Genomic DNA, 18,287 nt, shown 5'->3' on the forward strand with positions numbered 1-18,287 from the left:
CATGACATCAAAACTGACATCAAATAAGCGCTCTAAAGCGTCACCGACATCGTCCGCTGTGCCAAATGCCAGTGTCAGTGCTAGTGACAGTGCTAGGGCTAGTGACAATGACCATGAGCGTCATGCGTATGCGCAGTTTGATAACCGCTCAGGCTTTGTGCAATTCTTTGCGGCGTTTTGGTACAGTGCGCGCCGAGAATGGGATTTTTTGGTGCAAAATCGTTGGGATTTTTCCTTGATGTTTTGGATGCCCATTGTGCTGATATTTTTGGTTTGGTGGATTTTTAGCAAAGGCATGGCAGTCGGGATTCCGATTGCGGTCATAGACAATGACCACTCCGCGCAATCTGCGACGATTATCCGTTATATTGATGCGACGCCTGAAGTTGCAGTGGCCAAAAGTCTTCATAGTGCCGCTGCCGCTCAGCAAGCCATCGAGACTACCGGTGTCATGGCGGTGGTTGAAATCCCAGAGAATTTTTCAACCAATCTACTGGCTGGCAAAACCTCGCGCTTGCTACTCAATGTCAATGCCCAGTATGGCACGCATTCAGGCATGATACAAAAAGCGGTACAGACAGCAGTTAGTACCTTTTCGGCAGGGGCAGAGATGCAGCGGCGAGTCGCCATTGGCGAAGATGTCACTCTGACCAAAACCAGTTATGCACCGATACAATCGCAAAGTGTGGCACTGTTTAATACCGCCAATAATTATCAGCAATTTTTGGCGGTCACTGTGGTACCAGCCTTGCTACATATTTTATCAATGGTGATTGGCGCGTCAACTGTCGGGCGAGAGCTTGTCGACAAGACGCTAGGTGAATGGTACCAGTCGCTAAAATCCCCCAAATTTGCCAGTAACCATGCCTTTAACCGCCCCTTTAACCGCCCCTTTAACCGCCCCTTTAACCCTAACCATCCTGCCACACTAGGGCAACAAAAACCCAAACTATCGCTGATTATCGCAGGGCTCAATGGCAAACTAATTTGGGCGATGTTTGCCTATACGCTTTGGGCAGCGGTGGCATTGACGTTGGTGATGCAAATTTTCCCCATTCGTTTGGCATCCGTGGCGATTACTTATCTGATATTTTTAATGTTTATGATGGTGTCGTTCTGGCTTGGGGTGATTGTCACGGTCGGCACGTTTTCGTATCGTCAAGGCTTGTCATTTACCGGATTTATCTCCGCGCCGTCATTTGCTTTTTCAGGGGTGACGTTTCCATTTTTGGCGATGAGTCCTGCCGCACAGCGTTGGGCAAATGCCCTGCCATTAACCCATTATCTCAACTTGCAGACCGCCCAATTACAAATGGGTGCACCGCCATCGTTTGCCTATAGCAGCTTTATGGGATTTTTTATTGCCGTTATGATTACCTTGTTGTTAGCCGCCTTGTTGACCAAAAAGGCCTTGCTGAAGCCTGAAAAATGGGGGCAACGCTGATGCCTACCCAGACAACGCCCTGCAAAGTCGACGTAAACAAAACTGCAAACATTTGGGAGCGCGGTTTTTTGCTGCAAGTTTTGCATGTATGGCGCAGCGTGTTTCAAGACAAAGGGGTGCTCAGTATGCTACTGATTGCCCCGATTATTTATGGCTTTTTTTATCCGTGGCCGTATTCAAAAGAAGTGGTGCGTCATGTTCCTGTGGCAGTAGTGGATTATGACCATTCAAGTTTATCGCAAACCATAATCAGCTACGCCCAAGCCAATCCGCGCATCCAAAGCACCATTGTAAACGATGAAAACAGTGCCAAGCAGCTGATGTGGCAAGGCAAAATTGCAGGCTACATGGTGATACCCTCAGGGCTGTATCAAAAAGTGACTACAGGACAACCTGCCAAGGTGAGTATCCTTGCCAACGGTAACTATTTTTTGCTCAATAAACAAGTACAATCGGGGTTTTTAGAAGTCATCGGCACCGTGTCTGCAGGGGCGAAGGTACAAAAAAATGTCGCCATCGGGCAAGATATCACGGTTGCCAAAAACAATATTTCCCCTGTTGCGCTGACGATTAATCCGTTATACAACCGTACCGAAGGCTATGGCAGCTACATTGTCCCTGCGGTTGCGATATTGATTCTGCAGCAGATGTTTTTGATGGGCACAGCAATGCTAGTGGGTACTTGGGCAGAGCAAGACATGCACCGCGCTTCGATGAAAACGTGGCTTGCGCGAATATTGGGCTTAGCGTGTTTTGGTTTTGTGCTCGGCTGCTTTTATTATGGCTGGGTATTTTCCAACAATGATTATATCCGTAACCAAAATCTAACGGGTTCACTGGTACTGCTTGCCCTGTTTTTCCCCGCGGTAACGGCACTGGGCTGTCTACTTGGGGTGTGGTTTGGGGCGCGAGAACGGGCGATGCAAATCTTGGTCGCAAGTTCAATGCCGATGCTGTTTGTCTCAGGGATTTCATGGCCGTATCAAATGCTGCCTGAGCCACTGCAGTATATACGCTGGGTGTTACCTAGCACCTCTGGGATGAATGCATCTGTGATGCTGAACCAAATGGGCGTGCCACTGGCGTATGTTAACGTGTATCTCATGGCGCTCATGATGATCTTCTTGGTTTGTTTATTGCTGCTGCTTTTATTAGCGAGTAAAGAAAGTGAATCGTTAGCAGATTAATCCTTGCCAACGGTTATTTTCTTCCTCATGCGGTTACACACGTGGCTATAAATCTGGTTACTTGCCAAATTTGCGATGCGTGTAGCAAGTATCTATCATCTATCATTTGATAAACTTTTCGATAGCACATTGACACACATGGGCAATTCGTGGTTATCTAACACAATGAACACAACATAATTGAATTTTTCAACTGATTGGCATATAGGATTTATCAGTGATCAGTATTTTTGATTTATTTAAAATTGGGATTGGACCTTCAAGTTCGCATACCGTCGGACCGATGAAAGCGGCGAATCTGTTCGTTAGCGCATTATCACAGCAGCAGCTATTCACGCAGGTAGATAGGGTGCAAGCCGAGCTGTTTGGTTCGCTCGGTGCGACGGGTAAAGGGCATGGTAGTGATATAGCGGTGATGCTAGGTTTGATGGGGGAGCAACCACAGACGACTGATGTCACCGCTATTTCACAAAAAATTGCCGATATCCAAACGCAAAACACGCTGTGTCTCAATCAGCAGCATGAGATTAACTTTGTTGCTGACAAAGATTTAATCCTAAATGGTAGGGTATCGCTGCCCCATCATCCCAATGCTTTGACTATCACTGCTTTTACAGGCAATGACATTGTTTACCAAAATACTTATTATTCAATCGGCGGCGGGTTTGTGCAGACTGAGCAAGAAGCCCAAGCAAAAGAACCGGTGATTGAAAGTGTCAAAAAACCAGTACCTTATCCTTTTAACAACGCCAAAGAATTATTACAAATTTGCCAACACCATCAACTGTCAATCGCCCAGGTCGTTCGAGCCAATGAACTGGCTAACTTGAGTGAAGATGAGCTGCTGGGTGGACTTAATGACATTTGGCGAGTCATGCAAGACTGTGTCAATGATGGTTGTTGCCACGATGGTATTTTGCCAGGGGGCTTACAAGTACAGCGCCGCGCCAAGGCGATTTATCAGCAGTTATCCGCTGCCGATAGCCGAAAAGCGTTTAATGATGCCCTTGCCGTGATGGATTGGGTGAATCTGTACGCGTTGGCAGTTAATGAAGAAAACGCCAGTGGCGGACGTGTGGTGACCGCACCCACCAATGGTGCGGCAGGCGTGATACCTGCGGTTATGCATTATTATCGAGATTTTTGTCCAAGTTATACGCTGCAAGGTTTGCATGATTTTCTGCTAACTGCTGCGGCGATTGGCATCATTATCAAAGAAAATGCCAGCATCTCAGGCGCAGAAGTGGGCTGTCAAGGGGAAGTCGGATCGGCGTGTGCGATGGCGGCGGCAGGGTTAACCTATGTGCTTGGCGGTAGTCCTGCCCAATGTGCCAATGCTGCCGAAATTGGCATCGAACATCACCTTGGCATGACGTGTGACCCGATTGCGGGGTTGGTGCAAGTGCCTTGTATCGAACGCAATGCCATGGCGGCAGTAAAAGCGATTAATGCCTCAAGGCTTGCGCTTAAAGGCAATGGACAACATGTGGTATCGCTTGATAAAGCCATCAAAACCATGAAAGAGACAGGCAGAGATATGATGTCAAAATATAAAGAGACCGCAATGGGCGGGCTTGCTATCAATGTCCTAGATGAGGATGTTGCCGCCCAGTCAAATCTGATTCCGACGCTGGATGTGACGGTCAATTACAGTCAGTGTTAGTGCTACAATAAAAAACCGATTCGCTAAGGAATCGGTTTTTTTGTGCTTATCAATCAATCGCAGGCTGATAATCCCCTGTGATAATACCGTCTTTGATGTCATCGGCTTGCGCCAACACTTGCGCCAATAAGGCTTTGACATTGTCAAGCGTCGCGATGGGGCTTAACGTGGTCATTTTAAGCGATTGCACATCTTGGTGAGCATCCCCTTGCTTTTGGTAACTGACGCGCGTCACGCCGATATTGGCTTCACCTTTGGCGAATAGCTCATCGGCGACATTTTGGTTCAAGCTATCAATCAACTCAGCCGGGTAGTCTTTGGGTACCACGCGAAATAGCACGGAGGCAAACTGTGGCTCTACCAACAATTCAAGTCCATCAGTCGCTTTGATGTAATCAGCGACTTCTCGGGTCAAATCAACGCCATGGTCAATCATCGAGCCGTATAATTCTTCGCCCAAGGCTTCCACCGTGAGCCATAATTTTAGCGCATCAAAACGGCGCGTGGTTTGTAGCGACTTAGAGACTAGGTTGGGTACGCCATGTTCTTCGTCATACGCAGAGTTCAAATACTCAGCTTCATAATGCATGAAGCGATAGTTGGCTTCATCTTTGAGCAAAAATGCCCCGCAAGAGATGCTTTGGAAGTAATGTTTATGGAAGTCGAGGGTGATAGAGTCGGCTTGCTCAATGCCTGCAAGTTTATCGCGATAGTTATTCGATAAAATCAGCGCACCGCCCCAAGCGGCATCAATATGAAGCCATGCACCGTACTCATGGGTGAGCTTACGAATCGCAGGGATTGGGTCAATCGCGCCCGCGTCGGTAGTGCCTGCGGTAGCGACCACACAGGCGATGATTTTGCCTTCAGCTTTCAATTGCGCCATGGTGTGTTCAAGTGCGGCAACATCCATCTGCGCTTGGTCATTGACTGGCACAGTGACCACCGATTGAAAACCCATGCCCATCATTGCCATGTTTTTTTGCACGCTAAAATGCGCGTTTTCTGAGCAGATGACTTTCACTTTTTGCATGGCATCGGCTGGGATACCGTCACGCTGTACGGACCATTCTGACCCATCGTCATTTTTATAGTTGTTGGCAATACACCAATCACGGGCGAGTAACACGCCCATCAAGTTGGATTGGGTACCACCTGAGGTAAATACGCCCGCTTGTCCGCTACCAAAACCGACTTTTTGACGTAGCCAATCAATCAGTTGCACTTCCATCAGTGACCCAGCTGGGCTTTGATCCCAAGAGTCCATCGATTGGTTGGTGGCATTAATCAGCACTTCGGCGATTTGACTGGTCACCATCGTTGGGCAGTGCAAGTGAGCGAGCGAATGGGGGTGATGCACCTTTAGGCTTTTATTAAGGAATAATTCGACTGAACGTTTTAATGCGGCTTCCAAGCCAAGTCCTTCTTTTGATGGCTGAAAAGCAATCTCAGCGCGCAGCTGCTTGATACTACCGCCGGTGTACATTTTGTCATTTTTGAGCCAATCGGTGACGGCTTGTACAGCAGTATTCATGTTTTTTTGGTAATCAGCAATGGACTGGCTGTCATTGCAAAATAACGCTTGGCGGTGCTTAGATAGATTTGACATTTTAACTCCAATTAAGTTAATAAATTTAGAATTCAAATTTGATGAAAGCTAAAAATATACTATTTCTTCACAATATTTACATTATTAGGGTTTGAGAGTAGTTGTCCTAATAGCGTTGGTAAAAACCATTCTCGAACAATTTCTTCATACATATTCGCCAGATTAACCAATCTACGCCAGACATGATTGTAACAATATTCTATAAAATGGATTTCGTAGCTTACAACCGTACCATTACTTATACTTGTTAAAACATCGATAATCTCATTTTCAGAAGCTGAAATTGGTTGCCAAAACTCATGACTTCTCCAAATATCATTATTCAAACAACTTTCAGCAAAATACTTAATAAACTTAATTTTGTCTTCATTACTTAAATTTTCTTTCACAAATCCTTGACCAATCATTCTGCCAATTTCAGAATATTGATAAAAAAATTTAGAAAAAGCACCATACATTTTGGCTCTTTTACTATAAGTCCTTAAAGGAACTAAGCTCTCATTTTCAGTTGTAATTTCATTAGACAATGGAATGTAAATTTGTTTTGATTTTTTTTGATAAAAAATTGGATCTTCAGGGATTAAAACTTTATCAATATAATCATTTAGACATACAAAGAAAATTCTTTCTGTAATGACATCTACTACGACTAATAGGACAGGAATAGCAGTACCTAAACGCTGAACAGTGATTAAATCAGAAACATCAAGATTAAAGCTTAAAATATCAATTTTCGTATATTCTTGCTTATTCTCAATTAATTCCGCTTTAGCTACATTGCCTCTAGCAAAAGCAGTCCTATTAGTATATTTTAAAGAGTCAGAAGCTTTTAGTTGTACATAGAAACTTTCACCAAGAGTTTCTGCCATAAATTTACTATCATCTATGTATTCGAAAAGCTCTACAATACAATCAATACCATAATCAGGACTATAGTTATGAATAACCCAAGTTTCTGGTAATTTCTGTCGGAAAATCCGGGCTGAATTATCTTCTTTAATTTGATTGAGAGAACGACGTTTACCATTAGTCATTTTTTTAAATATTATCCTTTCCCAATCGAAACTTTCATTAAAAATTACACAAAAAACGGTAAAGCCACAAGGTAACTTTACCGTTTTATTTCAATGCAATCAACTACCCACGTACTTTTTGCACGGCTTCTTTGACTGCCTTTTTAAAGCGTTCAAGCACCGCATCACATTCTTCTTGAGTGATGTTAATCGGGCAAAGCAAGCGAATGACTGTACCGCCACGACCGCCTTTTTCCAGCAGTAACTTGTTGTCAAAACACGCTCTTTGAATCGCGTTTGCCATGTCAATATCAGCAGGATACGAGCCGATACGGTCAGCAGGTTTACGCTCATCGACAATCTCAATACCCGTCATCAAGCCGCGACCGCGCACGTTACCGATACAAGGGAATTCTTTAGCGATTTTTTTGAGTTCATCGCGCAAGAATTCACCACGAATACGTGCATTTTCTGCCAAGTTTTTGCTGCGGATTTCATCCAATACCTGAATCGATGCCGCCATTGCAAGCTGATTGCCACGGAAAGTACCGGTGTGACCGGCTGGTGCCCATGCGTCGAATTTTTTGTTGATGGCAAGTACGCACAATGGCAAACCACCCCCAACCGCTTTACTCATCACCACCACGTCAGGCACGATGTCGGCATGTTCGAAGGCAAACATTTTGCCTGAGCGCGCAAACCCAGCTTGCACTTCATCCAAAATCAATACAATATCATGCTTAGCGGTCACTTCACGGATTTTCTGTAGCCATTTTTTGGGCGCAGGCACAACACCGCCTTCACCTTGAATTGCTTCTAGGATGACCGCAGCAGGTTTGACCACGCCGCTTTCAACATCTTCAATAAAGTTTTCAAAATAGTAAGTCAGCGCATCCACGCCCGCTTCACCACCAAGCCCAAGTGGGCAGCGGTATTCATGCGGATAGGGCATAAACTGTACCCCTGGCATCAAATTGCCAACTTTCTCTTTGGCAGACAAATTGCCGGTCATGGCAAGCGCGCCATGGGTCATACCATGATAACCACCGCTAAATGCGATAACGTTGTCACGCCCTGTATAAGTTTTTGCTAATTTAATCGCCGCTTCTGTACCGTCAGCACCGGTCGGACCGCAAAATTGCAATACAAAATCTTTTGGAAAAAAAGACAGCAAGGATTCGGTAAATGCATCTTTGACAGGTGTGGTGATATCTAGGGTGTGCAGTGGCAGGCCACTTTCTAACACATCGTATAAGGCTTGTTTGACGGCTGGGTGATTGTGACCCAAGGCTAATGTACCAGCACCGGCTAGGCAATCAAGGTAATCATTGCCTTCAACATCGGTGACCCAAATACCTTGGGCTTTAGCTATAGCTAGCGGTAGTTTGCGGGGATAACTACGAACATTAGATTCCATCGTGCTTTGACGAGTTAAGTAATATTCGTTAGTGGCATGAGAAATAGGGTGTACAGGGGTGTGAACGCTCATATCGGATTACCATCTCAGATAAGGGTTTAAGAAAATTTGCTTGTGGCTATCTTTCTCGAACTTGTGAATAACATATCAGTCAGGATGACTGACACCAAAACAAAAACGTTATACCGCAAAACCCCAAAATGCCATGACACTGCACCCAAGACCTAACAATATAACGCTCAAAATTTATGGGGGCATGATACCCTTTTTTTGTGAAAAATACAGTCTTTTTTGCAAAAAATCGGGTCAATCTTTCAAATTGATAACATAGGGTGTGTTTTGCGATGGCAAAGGCAAAAAATCATGGCAAGCGGTGAGAAAGGTGAGTGATGAGCGGCACAACACTACGAAGCAGTGTGGAAAGTTTGACAATCGTTGATAGTCTATGCAGGTTATGAAACTCTGCAGTCACAATTTCAGTCACGATAATGATAAAAAAATTACCTAGTTAATACCATATTAATGAATTACTTGGTACAAAATAGGCAAGTGTCAACAAGGCTAACAACATCCAAGCTGACACCATCAAAATTTTATAAAAGCTAAATTGCTTATTGAGACCTTTACACGAATAAACATACAAAAGCTGATTAAAAAAAATATAATAAAAAATCAATTACCTAGCAAAATAAACTGCCAAAAAAAATTGCCAAAAAAACGGGATGGCTGCATACGCGAAAACAACAAACCCTTCTAATGTTACCATCGTCCTTGCGTAGGCAAGGCGTAGCGAATTTTTAGAAACAAGTCTGATAACATACGTCAATCCTAGATAACACACTTACCAATAAATCCATAACAACTAGACGAGAAGCGACTTTATGCCACAAGCTCTAACACTCACTATCAATCAGCAACAACACACGTTGACGAATCTAGATGTACGCACCACGGTGCTAGATGTCTGTCGCAATCATCTTGGCTTGACTGGCAGCAAAAAAGGCTGTGACCACGGTCAGTGTGGCGCGTGTACCATGCTGATTAACGGTCAGCGGGTCAACAGCTGTCTGACCCTAGCGGTCATGCACGAAGGCGATAGCATCGAAACCATTGAAGGCATTGGCTCACCTGAAGCGCTTGACCCGATTCAACAAGCGTTTTTGGAACATGACGCCTTTCAATGTGGTTATTGTACCCCTGGGCAAATTTGCTCGACCAAAGCGATGATTGAAGAACTCCGCCAAAACTGGGCAAGTCATGTGTCGGATGATTTGATGCAGCCTTTATCAAACGATACAGCGCAATTTAAACAACAATTAGACAAAGAAATCTCTGAGCGTATGAGTGGCAATATCTGTCGCTGCTCGGCATATCCCAACATCGTGCGAGCGATTAAACAGGTATTACAAGAAACAGGTTTTTCGGCAGAGACAGATAAGGTAACTATTCAGACAGCTCAGACAGCAGCTACTCAGGCTACAGGAGTGTCGCTATGAAAACGTTTGATTATCAGCGCGCCAACTCGGTGGATGATGCCATCAAAATAGCCACTTTAGCTGAGGGGGATTTGGCTGAGGCGCAGCGTCCGTTTTTTATCGCTGGGGGTACCAATTTACTTGATTTGATGAAACTCGAAATCGAACAGCCAACACAACTGATTGATATTTCACGTTTGCCGCTTAATACAATTGAAGCCACGCCAGAAGGTGGGTTAAAAATTGGCGCTATGGTCAGTAATAGTGAATTAGCGGCTCACCCTGCTATTCGTCAAGATTACGCGGTGCTTGCTCGTGCCTTGTTGTCGGGTGCATCGCCGCAACTGCGTAACAAAGCCAGTACCGGTGGCAATCTACTACAGCGTACCCGTTGTTATTATTTTTATCAGCCCGATAGTCCGTGTAATAAGCGTGAGCCCAATTCTGGCTGCGGGGCAAAAGCAGGTCTTCATCAGAATTTGGCAATTTTAGGTACGAGCGAGCAGTGTATTGCCACCCATCCATCGGATATGGCGGTGGCAATGCGATTACTTGATGCCGTCATTGTTATCCAGCAAGCCGACGGACAAACCCGCCAAGTACCTATCGCTGAATTTTATCGCTTACCTGAGCAAACCCCCCATATTGAAACTTGTTTAAATTTAGGTGATTTGATTACCCATATCATTCTACCGCCACCCTTAAAAGGCGTGCATAGCTATGACAAAGTGCGTGACCGTGCGTCGTATGCCTTTGCTTTGGTGTCCGTCGCTGCCGTGATTGAGCATGATAATGATACACTCACCAATGTGCGACTTGCATTTGGCGGTATTGGCAGTCAGCCGTGGCGAAATACCGAGATTGAAAAAATATTGATTGGTAGTACAGGCGATGCCGTGAGTATTGAGCTTGCGGTGGCGACCCTATTCAAAGAAGCAAAAACCGATGAACAAACCGAATACAAGACCGTGCTAGTACAGCGTCTTTTACACCATGTTGTGCAGCGGGCGTTACAACAACCCAATCAATCAAGTCCTTTAAGTAGTGGAGTGAGTGCATGAGCCTAACACAAATTTTTGGCGAATCGCCCCTTGAAAAAAAAATGACCATGGACAAGCCTGTCGAGTCACGGCTAGATACGACCGATAGCAAGCTCGTTGGCAAACCACTGAGCCGTATTGAAGGACACCTAAAAGTCGCAGGCAAAGCCACGTATACTGCTGAGCACCAATTTGACGACTTGTGTCATGGTGTCATGGTCGGTGCAACCATCGGTAAAGGCAAAGTAAAAAAAGTACATGAAGATACCGCCTTACAAGTTGCAGGTGTGATTGGGGTGTTTCATGACCCGCTGTTCTTACGCAACCCGCAACAAGGAGGTGTTAAAATGGCACCTGTGCAAGGCGCAAGCGAGGTTTTTTATCATGGACAGCCGATTGCTTTGGTAGTCGCAGAAACCCTAGAGGCAGCTCAAGAAGGCGCGAAGGCGTTACAGATTGACTATGAAAATGATGAAAAACACGGGCATTTTGACTTTAACAAGCAAAAAAAGCATACCCAATTTATCGATTGGATAACCGATAAAAGTGACGACATTGGCAAACCTGAAAAAACGCTTAAGCAAGCAGAAGTCAAGGTCGATGTGACTTATACCACGCCAAGCCAAAGTAACATGCCGATGGAACCGCACAGTTCGTTGGCGCGTTGGTTTGAGAGTAAGCTAACGCTTCATACCTCTAACCAAATGCTTGCCTCTTCCAAAATACAACTTGCCAAAGCCTTAGATATACCCGAAGACGATGTCCGTTTGCTATCGCCCTATGTTGGTGGCGGGTTTGGCTCAAAACTGGGTATTTCGCCAGAGTCCGTGATGGCAGCCATTGCAGCTAAAGACTTAAAACGCCCGGTACTGGTGAACATGACCAGACCGCAAGTCATGGAAACTACCGTCAGACGCACCAACACCGAACAACGGGTGGCATTGGGGGCGGATAAAGATGGTAAAATCCATACCATTATTCACAATAGCATTGTCACCAATTTACCTTCAGAAACGTTTTTTGAGCCAGTGGCGGTCTCTACTCACTTTTTGTATGGCGGTGACAATCGCCAAATCAAATACGAAATGGCGCGCATGAATTTTACCTTAACAGGTTCTATGCGTGCCCCTGGCGAAGCAGTGGGTCAGTTGGCACTCGAATGTGCCATGGACGAACTGGCGCATGCACTAAAGCTGTGCCCAATCGAACTGCGAAAACGCAATGAACCGAGCGAAGACCCAAGCAAAAAAATTCCCTACAGCACCCGAAAATTGCTGGCGTGTATGGAGCAAGGGGCAAAAGCCTTTGGGTGGGATAAACGCCCACAAACACCCGCGAGTCGCCTCGAGGGAGATTGGCTGATTGGCTATGGGATGGCGTGTGCCGCGCGTAGCAACGAATTAAAACCCTCGCAAGCCCGTGTGAGCTTGTTGCCCTCTGATAAACCGCTTGGGGTCATGGCTCGTATCGAAACTGACATGACTGATATCGGTACAGGTAGCTATACTATTTTTGCGCAAGTGGTTGCCGATATGCTAGGCTTACCGATTGACCATGTCGAGGTCAAACTTGGCGATACTGATTTGCCGCCTGCTGCAGGGTCAGGCGGTAGCTGGGGAGCATCAAGTGCTGGTAGTTCTATTTATATGGCATGTGAAGCGCTACGAGAAAAGATTGCCCAGAGTGTGGGACTGCATGCCGATAGCATTGGCTTTAAACAAGGCAATCTATATAGACAATTTGAGCATGACCCTAGCCTAGCTGAAAAAATTGGCGAAAAAATTAACCATACGTTAACCGATACGTTGGATAGACTAGCAGAAAAAACAGGGTTTAATTCTGGGGTCTCTGTGGACCACCAAGATAATGTACTCGATTGGGAACAAGTCGATACCCAGTTATCGCTGAGCAGTTTTTTGCAGCAATATACCCCTCATGGCTTGGTAGCTAATGGTGAAATCGAACCTGGTAAAACCAAAAAAGAATACCGTCATGCAGGCTATGGCGCACAGTTCGCTGAAGTCGCGGTACACCGGGTAACGGGTGAAATTCGGGTTCGCCGTATGCAAGGCACATTTGCCGCAGGGCGTATTTTAAATGAAAAAACAGCGCGCTCGCAGTGCTTTGGTGGTATGGTGTTTGGTATAGGGGCTGCCTTGATGGAGCAAATTCACCATGACAAACGTGACGGTCGCCTATGTAATCACGATTTAGCCGAATATCAAGTGTGTGTGAATGCCGATGTGCCTGACTTAGAGGTAATAATGTTACCCGAAACTGACCCCTATGCCAATCCGCTCCATAGCAAGGGCATAGGTGAATTGGCATTATCAGGGGCAGGGGCAGCCATTGCCAATGCAATTTTTAATGCCACAGGCGTTAGAGTACGAGACTATCCCATTACCTTGGATAAACTGCTGTACCAGTTGCCATTACTGTAATCGAGTACACTGTCATTTGCTATGAACCACTTGTTTGATATCTTTGATACCCTTGAGCAGTTACCGCCCAACAGTGAAGCGGTACTAGCCACAGTGGTGAGTGTCGAAGGGTCAGCCTATCGGCAACCTGGCGCTAGAATGTTGATTTTAGCCGATGGTCAATCCATAGGCATGGTGAGTGGCGGTTGTCTTGAAAAGCACTTGGTTCAGCGAGCCTTTTGGCTAACGCGAGATGGGGCAACGCTCAAAACCTATCATACTGCAACCGATAGCCAGTTATCACAAGATGAGGTAGCCGATGACAGTGATGAGCAAGAAGGCTTTGGACTCGGCTGTCAAGGCGTCATTCAAGTATTATTTGAACGTCTGGTTTTGAATGAACAATCTGCATTATTTGCCTGTTTCCAGCAATTAAAACAGACAAAACAGCCACAAACACTGGCTACAGTTATCACCTCAAACTCAGATGAGTTTGTGGTTGGACAGCATCTGCCCTTGACACAGTTGTCGCAATTGGGTCAGCAAGATTGGCAATTGGTTAATCAAATCGCTGCCAGCCGTAAAAGTCGTTTTATGCTGCATGTTTATCAAAAACAAGCGCAACAACTGAGCCTCTTTGTAGAAACGCTACAACCACCGCTACAGTTATTAATTTTTGGGGCGGGGCAAGATTGTTTACCCTTGATGACCATGGCAAATTTGCAAGGCTGGCAAGTGACGGTGATTGATAGTCGTTTGGATGTGATTGCCCATTGTCGCGGGCAGGGTCACGCCAATTTTGTGCAGATTGCCCTTGAAAAAGCCGAGTCTGTGCAGACTTTTTTTGAGTCACCGCAGCCGACCGCTGTGGTGATAATGACCCATAGTCTGAGTCAAGACAGAGTATGGCTCAGTCAAGCCTTTAAAGCCCAAAATTCGCCTTTTTTTATTGGGCAATTAGGGCCCACATATCGCACTGAACAGTTGCTTGGTGAGATTGACGATGGTTATCAATGGGTGAAACCTGCTAATTTGTTCTATCCTGTGGGTTTAGCGCTCGGTGGCGATACGCCCGAAGCGGTGGCTTTATCTATCACTGCCCAAATTCAACAGGTATATCATGACCGTCACGCCTAGCAATTTAACCGTGGTAATTTTGGCGGCAGGATTGAGCCAGCGTCTTGGTTTTGCCAAACAGCTGATTGTAAAAAATCATCAAACCTTGCTGGCTGAAAAAATTCAACTGGCTCGCCAATTGCAGCCTCATCAAGTGTTGGTGGTTTTGCCAAAACTTGATAACCCAATATCTAAAGCGTTACACAACGAAGTTGCACCATTTGCCGTCACAGTCGTTGATAATCCAACGCCGCAAACAGGGATGGCGCAATCGATTCAGTATGCAATGACAATATTACAACAACAGCAATTAAGTGCTGCGATGCGGATTTTGTTCTTGACTGTTGACCAAGTGGCGATAACCCTCGATGATTTGAAGCTATTAAGCCAAAATGTTGAAGACCATCAGCTGATTGTGAGTGAGTATGGCGATACGAATCAACCAATTTGCGGGATTCCCGTCAATTTACCTTGGGGTTTTTTGCGAGCATTTGGTCATCAGTTGCAAGGCGATAAAGGTTTTCGGGCGTTATGGCAACACCAAACCGCTATCGTTTCGCCCACCGATGGTAAAGTTTATCAGCTTTATCCGATACCGCTGCCGCATTTAAGCCAAGATATTGATACCTTAGAACAATTTGAGCAGCTAAAAACAGCCTATCACCTTTTAGCGCCGACCCGACATTTTAATTGAGACAACCTGATGATTTCTGTCAATGAACTAAAACAAGCGATTAATGAGCGCCTAGAGAACTATTTAACGTCGCATCTAGGCGAGGTGAAGACCATAACAGTAGGTTTGTTAGAGGCGCAAAACCACATCTTAGCCCAAGATATTGCCGCATCCTTTGATATTCCCCGCCAAAATCTATCATCCATGGATGGTTTTGCGATTGCTATGGGTAGCTATCTTAACCAAGATAGCCAACTTGAAATCATCGGTGAATCGGGGGCAGGTAAACCTTTTAGCGGTCGTTTACGACCTAATCAAGGCGTGCGAATTTTTACCGGCGCGGTGGTGCCAAATGACTGCGACACGGTGGTGATGCAGGAAGACACCAACCTTAGCGACATTAAGCCTAGTTTGCATAACAGCCAAGCCTATCACATTCGCTTGACCCAAACCGCTAAAGTGGGCGCAAATATTCGCCGCCAAGGCGAGGAAGTGCAAGCAGGCGAAACCGTTCTAACGATTGGTAAACGCCTAAACCCCAGTGATATCAGCTTACTTGCCAATTTAGGCGTGGATAACGTGCAGGTATTTCAGCCACTCACGGTTGGCATTATTGCCACCGGCGATGAGCTGGTCGACGTGGGGCAGCCGCTGGCAACGCTTGTCCAAATTTATAATTCCAACACGCCCACGCTAAAAGCGTTATTAAAGCAGTTGCCGATTGCCATTCAAGACTATGGCATTGTCCCTGACAACCTTGAGACCACTCGTCGCACTGTTCAGCAAGCGATAGCCGAATGTGATGTGATTATTTCTACGGCGGGTGTATCGGTGGGCGATTATGATTTTTTAACCCAAGTCATTCAGGAACTCGGCAAAATTCACCATTACAAAGTGGCGATGAAACCAGGTAAACCCTTTATATTTGGGGAATTTGAACAAGACAAAAAAACGGTCATGTATTTTGGGTTACCCGGCAATCCGCTATCTACCGTGGTATGCTGCCTTAATTTTGTCAAACCTGCGCTGTGGCAACTATCGGGCGTGGTACAATCAGATATCCCAAAACCGCTGCAACTGTTTGCTAAAACCACCCACGACATCAACAAGCGAGCAGGACGCCAAGATTATCAGCGAGCGGTTTTTTGCCAACATGAAGACGGCAGTTTTAGCGTAACCCCTTTATCTGCCCAAGACTCCCACCGTGTAAAACAGCTTAGCCAAGCCAATTGCTTGCTTGTATTACCCAAAGACAATGCAGGGGTAAAAGCAGGCGAAATAGTGACAGTGCAGCCGTTTAGTTGGAACTTTAGCTAACGATGACTCCGCAACATTCTTCATTAAATTTGGTGGACAATTTTCATCGCCAGTTAAGCTATTTACGCCTGTCGATTACCGATTTTTGCAACTTTCGCTGTCATTACTGTCTGCCCAATGGCTATACTGCCAACGCGGGTAAGCGCCCTGACAACGAGCTTTCTGTATCCGAAATCGATGTTTTAATACAAGGCTTTGCCAAACTAGGTACCACCAAAGTGCGGCTGACGGGGGGTGAGCCATCGATTCGACAAGATTTACCGCGCATCATCGAACTTGCCAAACAGACCCAAGGCATCCAAACAGTGGCGGTTAGCTCCAACGGCTATCGGCTTGCCAAGCATTTATCCGATTGGCAAACGGCAGGGCTAAATCAGCTTAACATCAGTATCGACAGCTTTGACCCCACCATTTTTAAACAAATCACCGGCTTTGATCTATTGCCAACGCTGTTACAAGACATCGATACATTGCTAGCAACCACCGATATTAAGCTAAAACTCAACGGTATTTTGATGGCAGACACCGCCTTTGATAACTTGCAGTCCGTGTTAAGTTTTGTCAAAAATCGCCCTGTCACTTACCGTTTTATTGAGTTTATGCAAACTTCGGATAATAAAGCTTTGTTTTTTGCCCAACATAGCAGTGGTCAGCGTATCAAAGATTTTTTGTTACAAAATGGTTGGCAATCCCAACGTCGAGCAAGCGATGCAGGCCCTGCGATTGAATATCGCCATGCCGATTATGTCGGCGGTATTGGGCTGATTGAGCCTTACGCCCCGCAGTTCTGCGACAGTTGCAATCGCCTGCGAGTGAGTAGCCAAGGCAAAGTACATTTGTGTTTGTTTGATAATGGCAGTTATGATGTGCGTGCGTTTTTGGCAAATGGCGATGTCGATGGATTGGTTCATGCCTTGCAAAGCTTAATGCCGATTAAGCCCGAGCATCATTTACTCAAGCAAAACGACAGTGGTATCATGGCGAATTTGTCGATGATTGGCGGCTAATCGATGGCAGATTTTTTTAAAATATAAAATAGGCAAATTTAGGACAAATTTGCTCATTCAAACGCAGCTTAATAAGCGTATAAGTTTATGTAATTTTGTGCCACATTTGAGGGGTGAAAATCCAAAACATGACAACACAATTAACGCCCTTAGACCTGACGCATTTAGACGCACACGGCTATATCGCCATGGTCGATGTGTCGGGCAAAGCGATAACCCAACGTACTGCCACCGCCGTAGGGCAAGTTATTTTCCCTAGCGACAGTTACCAAATAATAAAATCCGCCGATGGCATCACCAAAAAAGGCTCAATTACTCAGACCGCGCACATTGCAGGGGTCATGGCAAGCAAACGCACCCACGAGCTGATTCCGCTTTGCCACCAGTTGCCACTCGATGGGGTAAAAATCGGCTTTGAGTATGATGATAACAACTGCTCAATCCACGTCACTGCCACCGTCAAAGTCACCCACAAAACAGGCGTGGAAATGGAAGCCTTAACCGCTGTGTCGGTGGCTTGCCTAACGATTTACGACATGACCAAAGCATTATCTCACGACATCACCATCAGTGATATCAGGCTACTCACCAAAACAGGGGGCAAATCCGACTATGCCAACACCTAGCGCGTCTGAGAAAAATTTAGCCATCTTATACTTTGCAAGCCTTGCTGAACAAGCAGGGAAAGACGAAGAAACAATCCGCTTTGACGGTGATAACTTGACCGAGCTTTACCAAACGTTAAGCGCACACTACGGTTTTAAACTCGCCCAAACCAAACTTGCTGTGGCAATCAATCACCATATTACCAACTGGCAAACGCCGCTACAAGATGGCGATATCGTCGCCTTTATTCCGCCTGTGGCGGGTGGTTGAATATCGCATACGCCCTTTAAACAATATAGA

15 protein-coding genes are annotated in these 18,287 nt (G+C 45.6%); 12 read left to right on the top strand and 3 right to left on the bottom strand.

From position 1 onward, the window contains the following. Position 1 precedes the first annotated feature (1 nt). The 3 genes from ACAM39_RS00615 to ACAM39_RS00625 all read left to right on the top strand — a co-directional run bounded on the left by ACAM39_RS00615 (position 2) and on the right by ACAM39_RS00625 (position 4,294). The gene (locus ACAM39_RS00615) at positions 2-1,444 is read left to right on the top strand and encodes an ABC transporter permease (RefSeq protein ID WP_369627843.1); all 1,443 of its coding nucleotides are present in this window, start codon (positions 2-4) and stop codon (positions 1,442-1,444) included. Beyond that, positions 1,444-2,631 carry an ABC transporter permease gene (locus tag ACAM39_RS00620; RefSeq protein WP_369627844.1) on the top strand — a complete coding sequence of 396 codons (1,188 nt, stop codon included), beginning with the start codon at positions 1,444-1,446 and terminating at the stop codon, positions 2,629-2,631. Before ACAM39_RS00615 ends, ACAM39_RS00620 begins: the two co-directional genes overlap by 1 nt. Positions 2,632-2,848: 217 nt before the next feature. After that, positions 2,849-4,294, top strand: a complete 1,446-nt coding sequence (locus ACAM39_RS00625; RefSeq protein ID WP_369627845.1) for an L-serine ammonia-lyase — start codon at positions 2,849-2,851, stop codon at positions 4,292-4,294. 49 nt (positions 4,295-4,343) lie between these two features. Here ACAM39_RS00625 and ACAM39_RS00630 read toward each other — a convergent pair whose 3' ends face one another. The 3 genes from ACAM39_RS00630 to ACAM39_RS00640 all read right to left on the bottom strand — a co-directional run bounded on the left by ACAM39_RS00630 (position 4,344) and on the right by ACAM39_RS00640 (position 8,405). Further along, positions 4,344-5,903, bottom strand: coding sequence for a pyridoxal phosphate-dependent decarboxylase family protein (locus tag ACAM39_RS00630; RefSeq protein ID WP_369627846.1), 1,560 nt, complete (start codon positions 5,901-5,903; stop codon positions 4,344-4,346). 59 nt (positions 5,904-5,962) lie between these two features. Beyond that, the gene (locus ACAM39_RS00635) at positions 5,963-6,937 is read right to left on the bottom strand and encodes a DUF4365 domain-containing protein (RefSeq protein WP_369627847.1); all 975 of its coding nucleotides are present in this window, start codon (positions 6,935-6,937) and stop codon (positions 5,963-5,965) included. A gap of 103 nt (positions 6,938-7,040) precedes the next feature. After that, positions 7,041-8,405, bottom strand: a complete 1,365-nt coding sequence (locus tag ACAM39_RS00640; protein WP_369627848.1) for a diaminobutyrate--2-oxoglutarate transaminase — start codon at positions 8,403-8,405, stop codon at positions 7,041-7,043. Between the two features lie 809 nt (positions 8,406-9,214). Here ACAM39_RS00640 and ACAM39_RS00645 point away from each other — a divergent pair. From ACAM39_RS00645 to moaD, 9 genes are all read left to right on the top strand, one after another. Then, complete coding sequence (locus ACAM39_RS00645; RefSeq protein WP_369627849.1) at positions 9,215-9,829, top strand: 2Fe-2S iron-sulfur cluster-binding protein; 615 nt, start codon at positions 9,215-9,217, stop codon at positions 9,827-9,829. Continuing rightward, positions 9,826-10,869, top strand: a complete 1,044-nt coding sequence (locus ACAM39_RS00650; RefSeq protein WP_369627850.1) for an FAD binding domain-containing protein — start codon at positions 9,826-9,828, stop codon at positions 10,867-10,869. The genes ACAM39_RS00645 and ACAM39_RS00650 overlap by 4 nt, the downstream gene beginning before the upstream one ends. Further along, the gene (locus ACAM39_RS00655) at positions 10,866-13,289 is read left to right on the top strand and encodes a molybdopterin cofactor-binding domain-containing protein (RefSeq protein WP_369627851.1); all 2,424 of its coding nucleotides are present in this window, start codon (positions 10,866-10,868) and stop codon (positions 13,287-13,289) included. The genes ACAM39_RS00650 and ACAM39_RS00655 overlap by 4 nt, the downstream gene beginning before the upstream one ends. Before the next feature lie 21 nt (positions 13,290-13,310). Continuing rightward, positions 13,311-14,405, top strand: coding sequence for an XdhC family protein (locus ACAM39_RS00660; protein ID WP_369627852.1), 1,095 nt, complete (start codon positions 13,311-13,313; stop codon positions 14,403-14,405). Then, on the top strand, positions 14,389-15,078 hold the full coding sequence (locus tag ACAM39_RS00665) for a nucleotidyltransferase family protein (protein ID WP_369627853.1): 690 nt from the start codon (positions 14,389-14,391) through the stop codon (positions 15,076-15,078). Before ACAM39_RS00660 ends, ACAM39_RS00665 begins: the two co-directional genes overlap by 17 nt. Positions 15,079-15,087: 9 nt before the next feature. Beyond that, the gene (locus ACAM39_RS00670; protein WP_369627854.1) at positions 15,088-16,374 is read left to right on the top strand and encodes a molybdopterin molybdotransferase MoeA; all 1,287 of its coding nucleotides are present in this window, start codon (positions 15,088-15,090) and stop codon (positions 16,372-16,374) included. A 2-nt stretch (positions 16,375-16,376) separates the two neighbouring features. Continuing rightward, positions 16,377-17,381 (top strand): GTP 3',8-cyclase MoaA, encoded by a 1,005-nt coding sequence (gene moaA / locus ACAM39_RS00675; protein ID WP_369627855.1) that lies wholly within the window; start codon positions 16,377-16,379, stop codon positions 17,379-17,381. Between the two features lie 128 nt (positions 17,382-17,509). Next, positions 17,510-18,007, top strand: a complete 498-nt coding sequence (gene moaC / locus ACAM39_RS00680; protein WP_369627856.1) for a cyclic pyranopterin monophosphate synthase MoaC — start codon at positions 17,510-17,512, stop codon at positions 18,005-18,007. Then, positions 17,994-18,257 carry a molybdopterin converting factor subunit 1 gene (gene moaD / locus ACAM39_RS00685; protein WP_050325208.1) on the top strand — a complete coding sequence of 88 codons (264 nt, stop codon included), beginning with the start codon at positions 17,994-17,996 and terminating at the stop codon, positions 18,255-18,257. The genes moaC and moaD overlap by 14 nt, the downstream gene beginning before the upstream one ends. Positions 18,258-18,287: the final 30 nt, after the last annotated feature.

This window comes from Moraxella sp. K02, from assembly GCF_041154755.1.
GTDB lineage: Bacteria > Pseudomonadota > Gammaproteobacteria > Pseudomonadales > Moraxellaceae > Faucicola.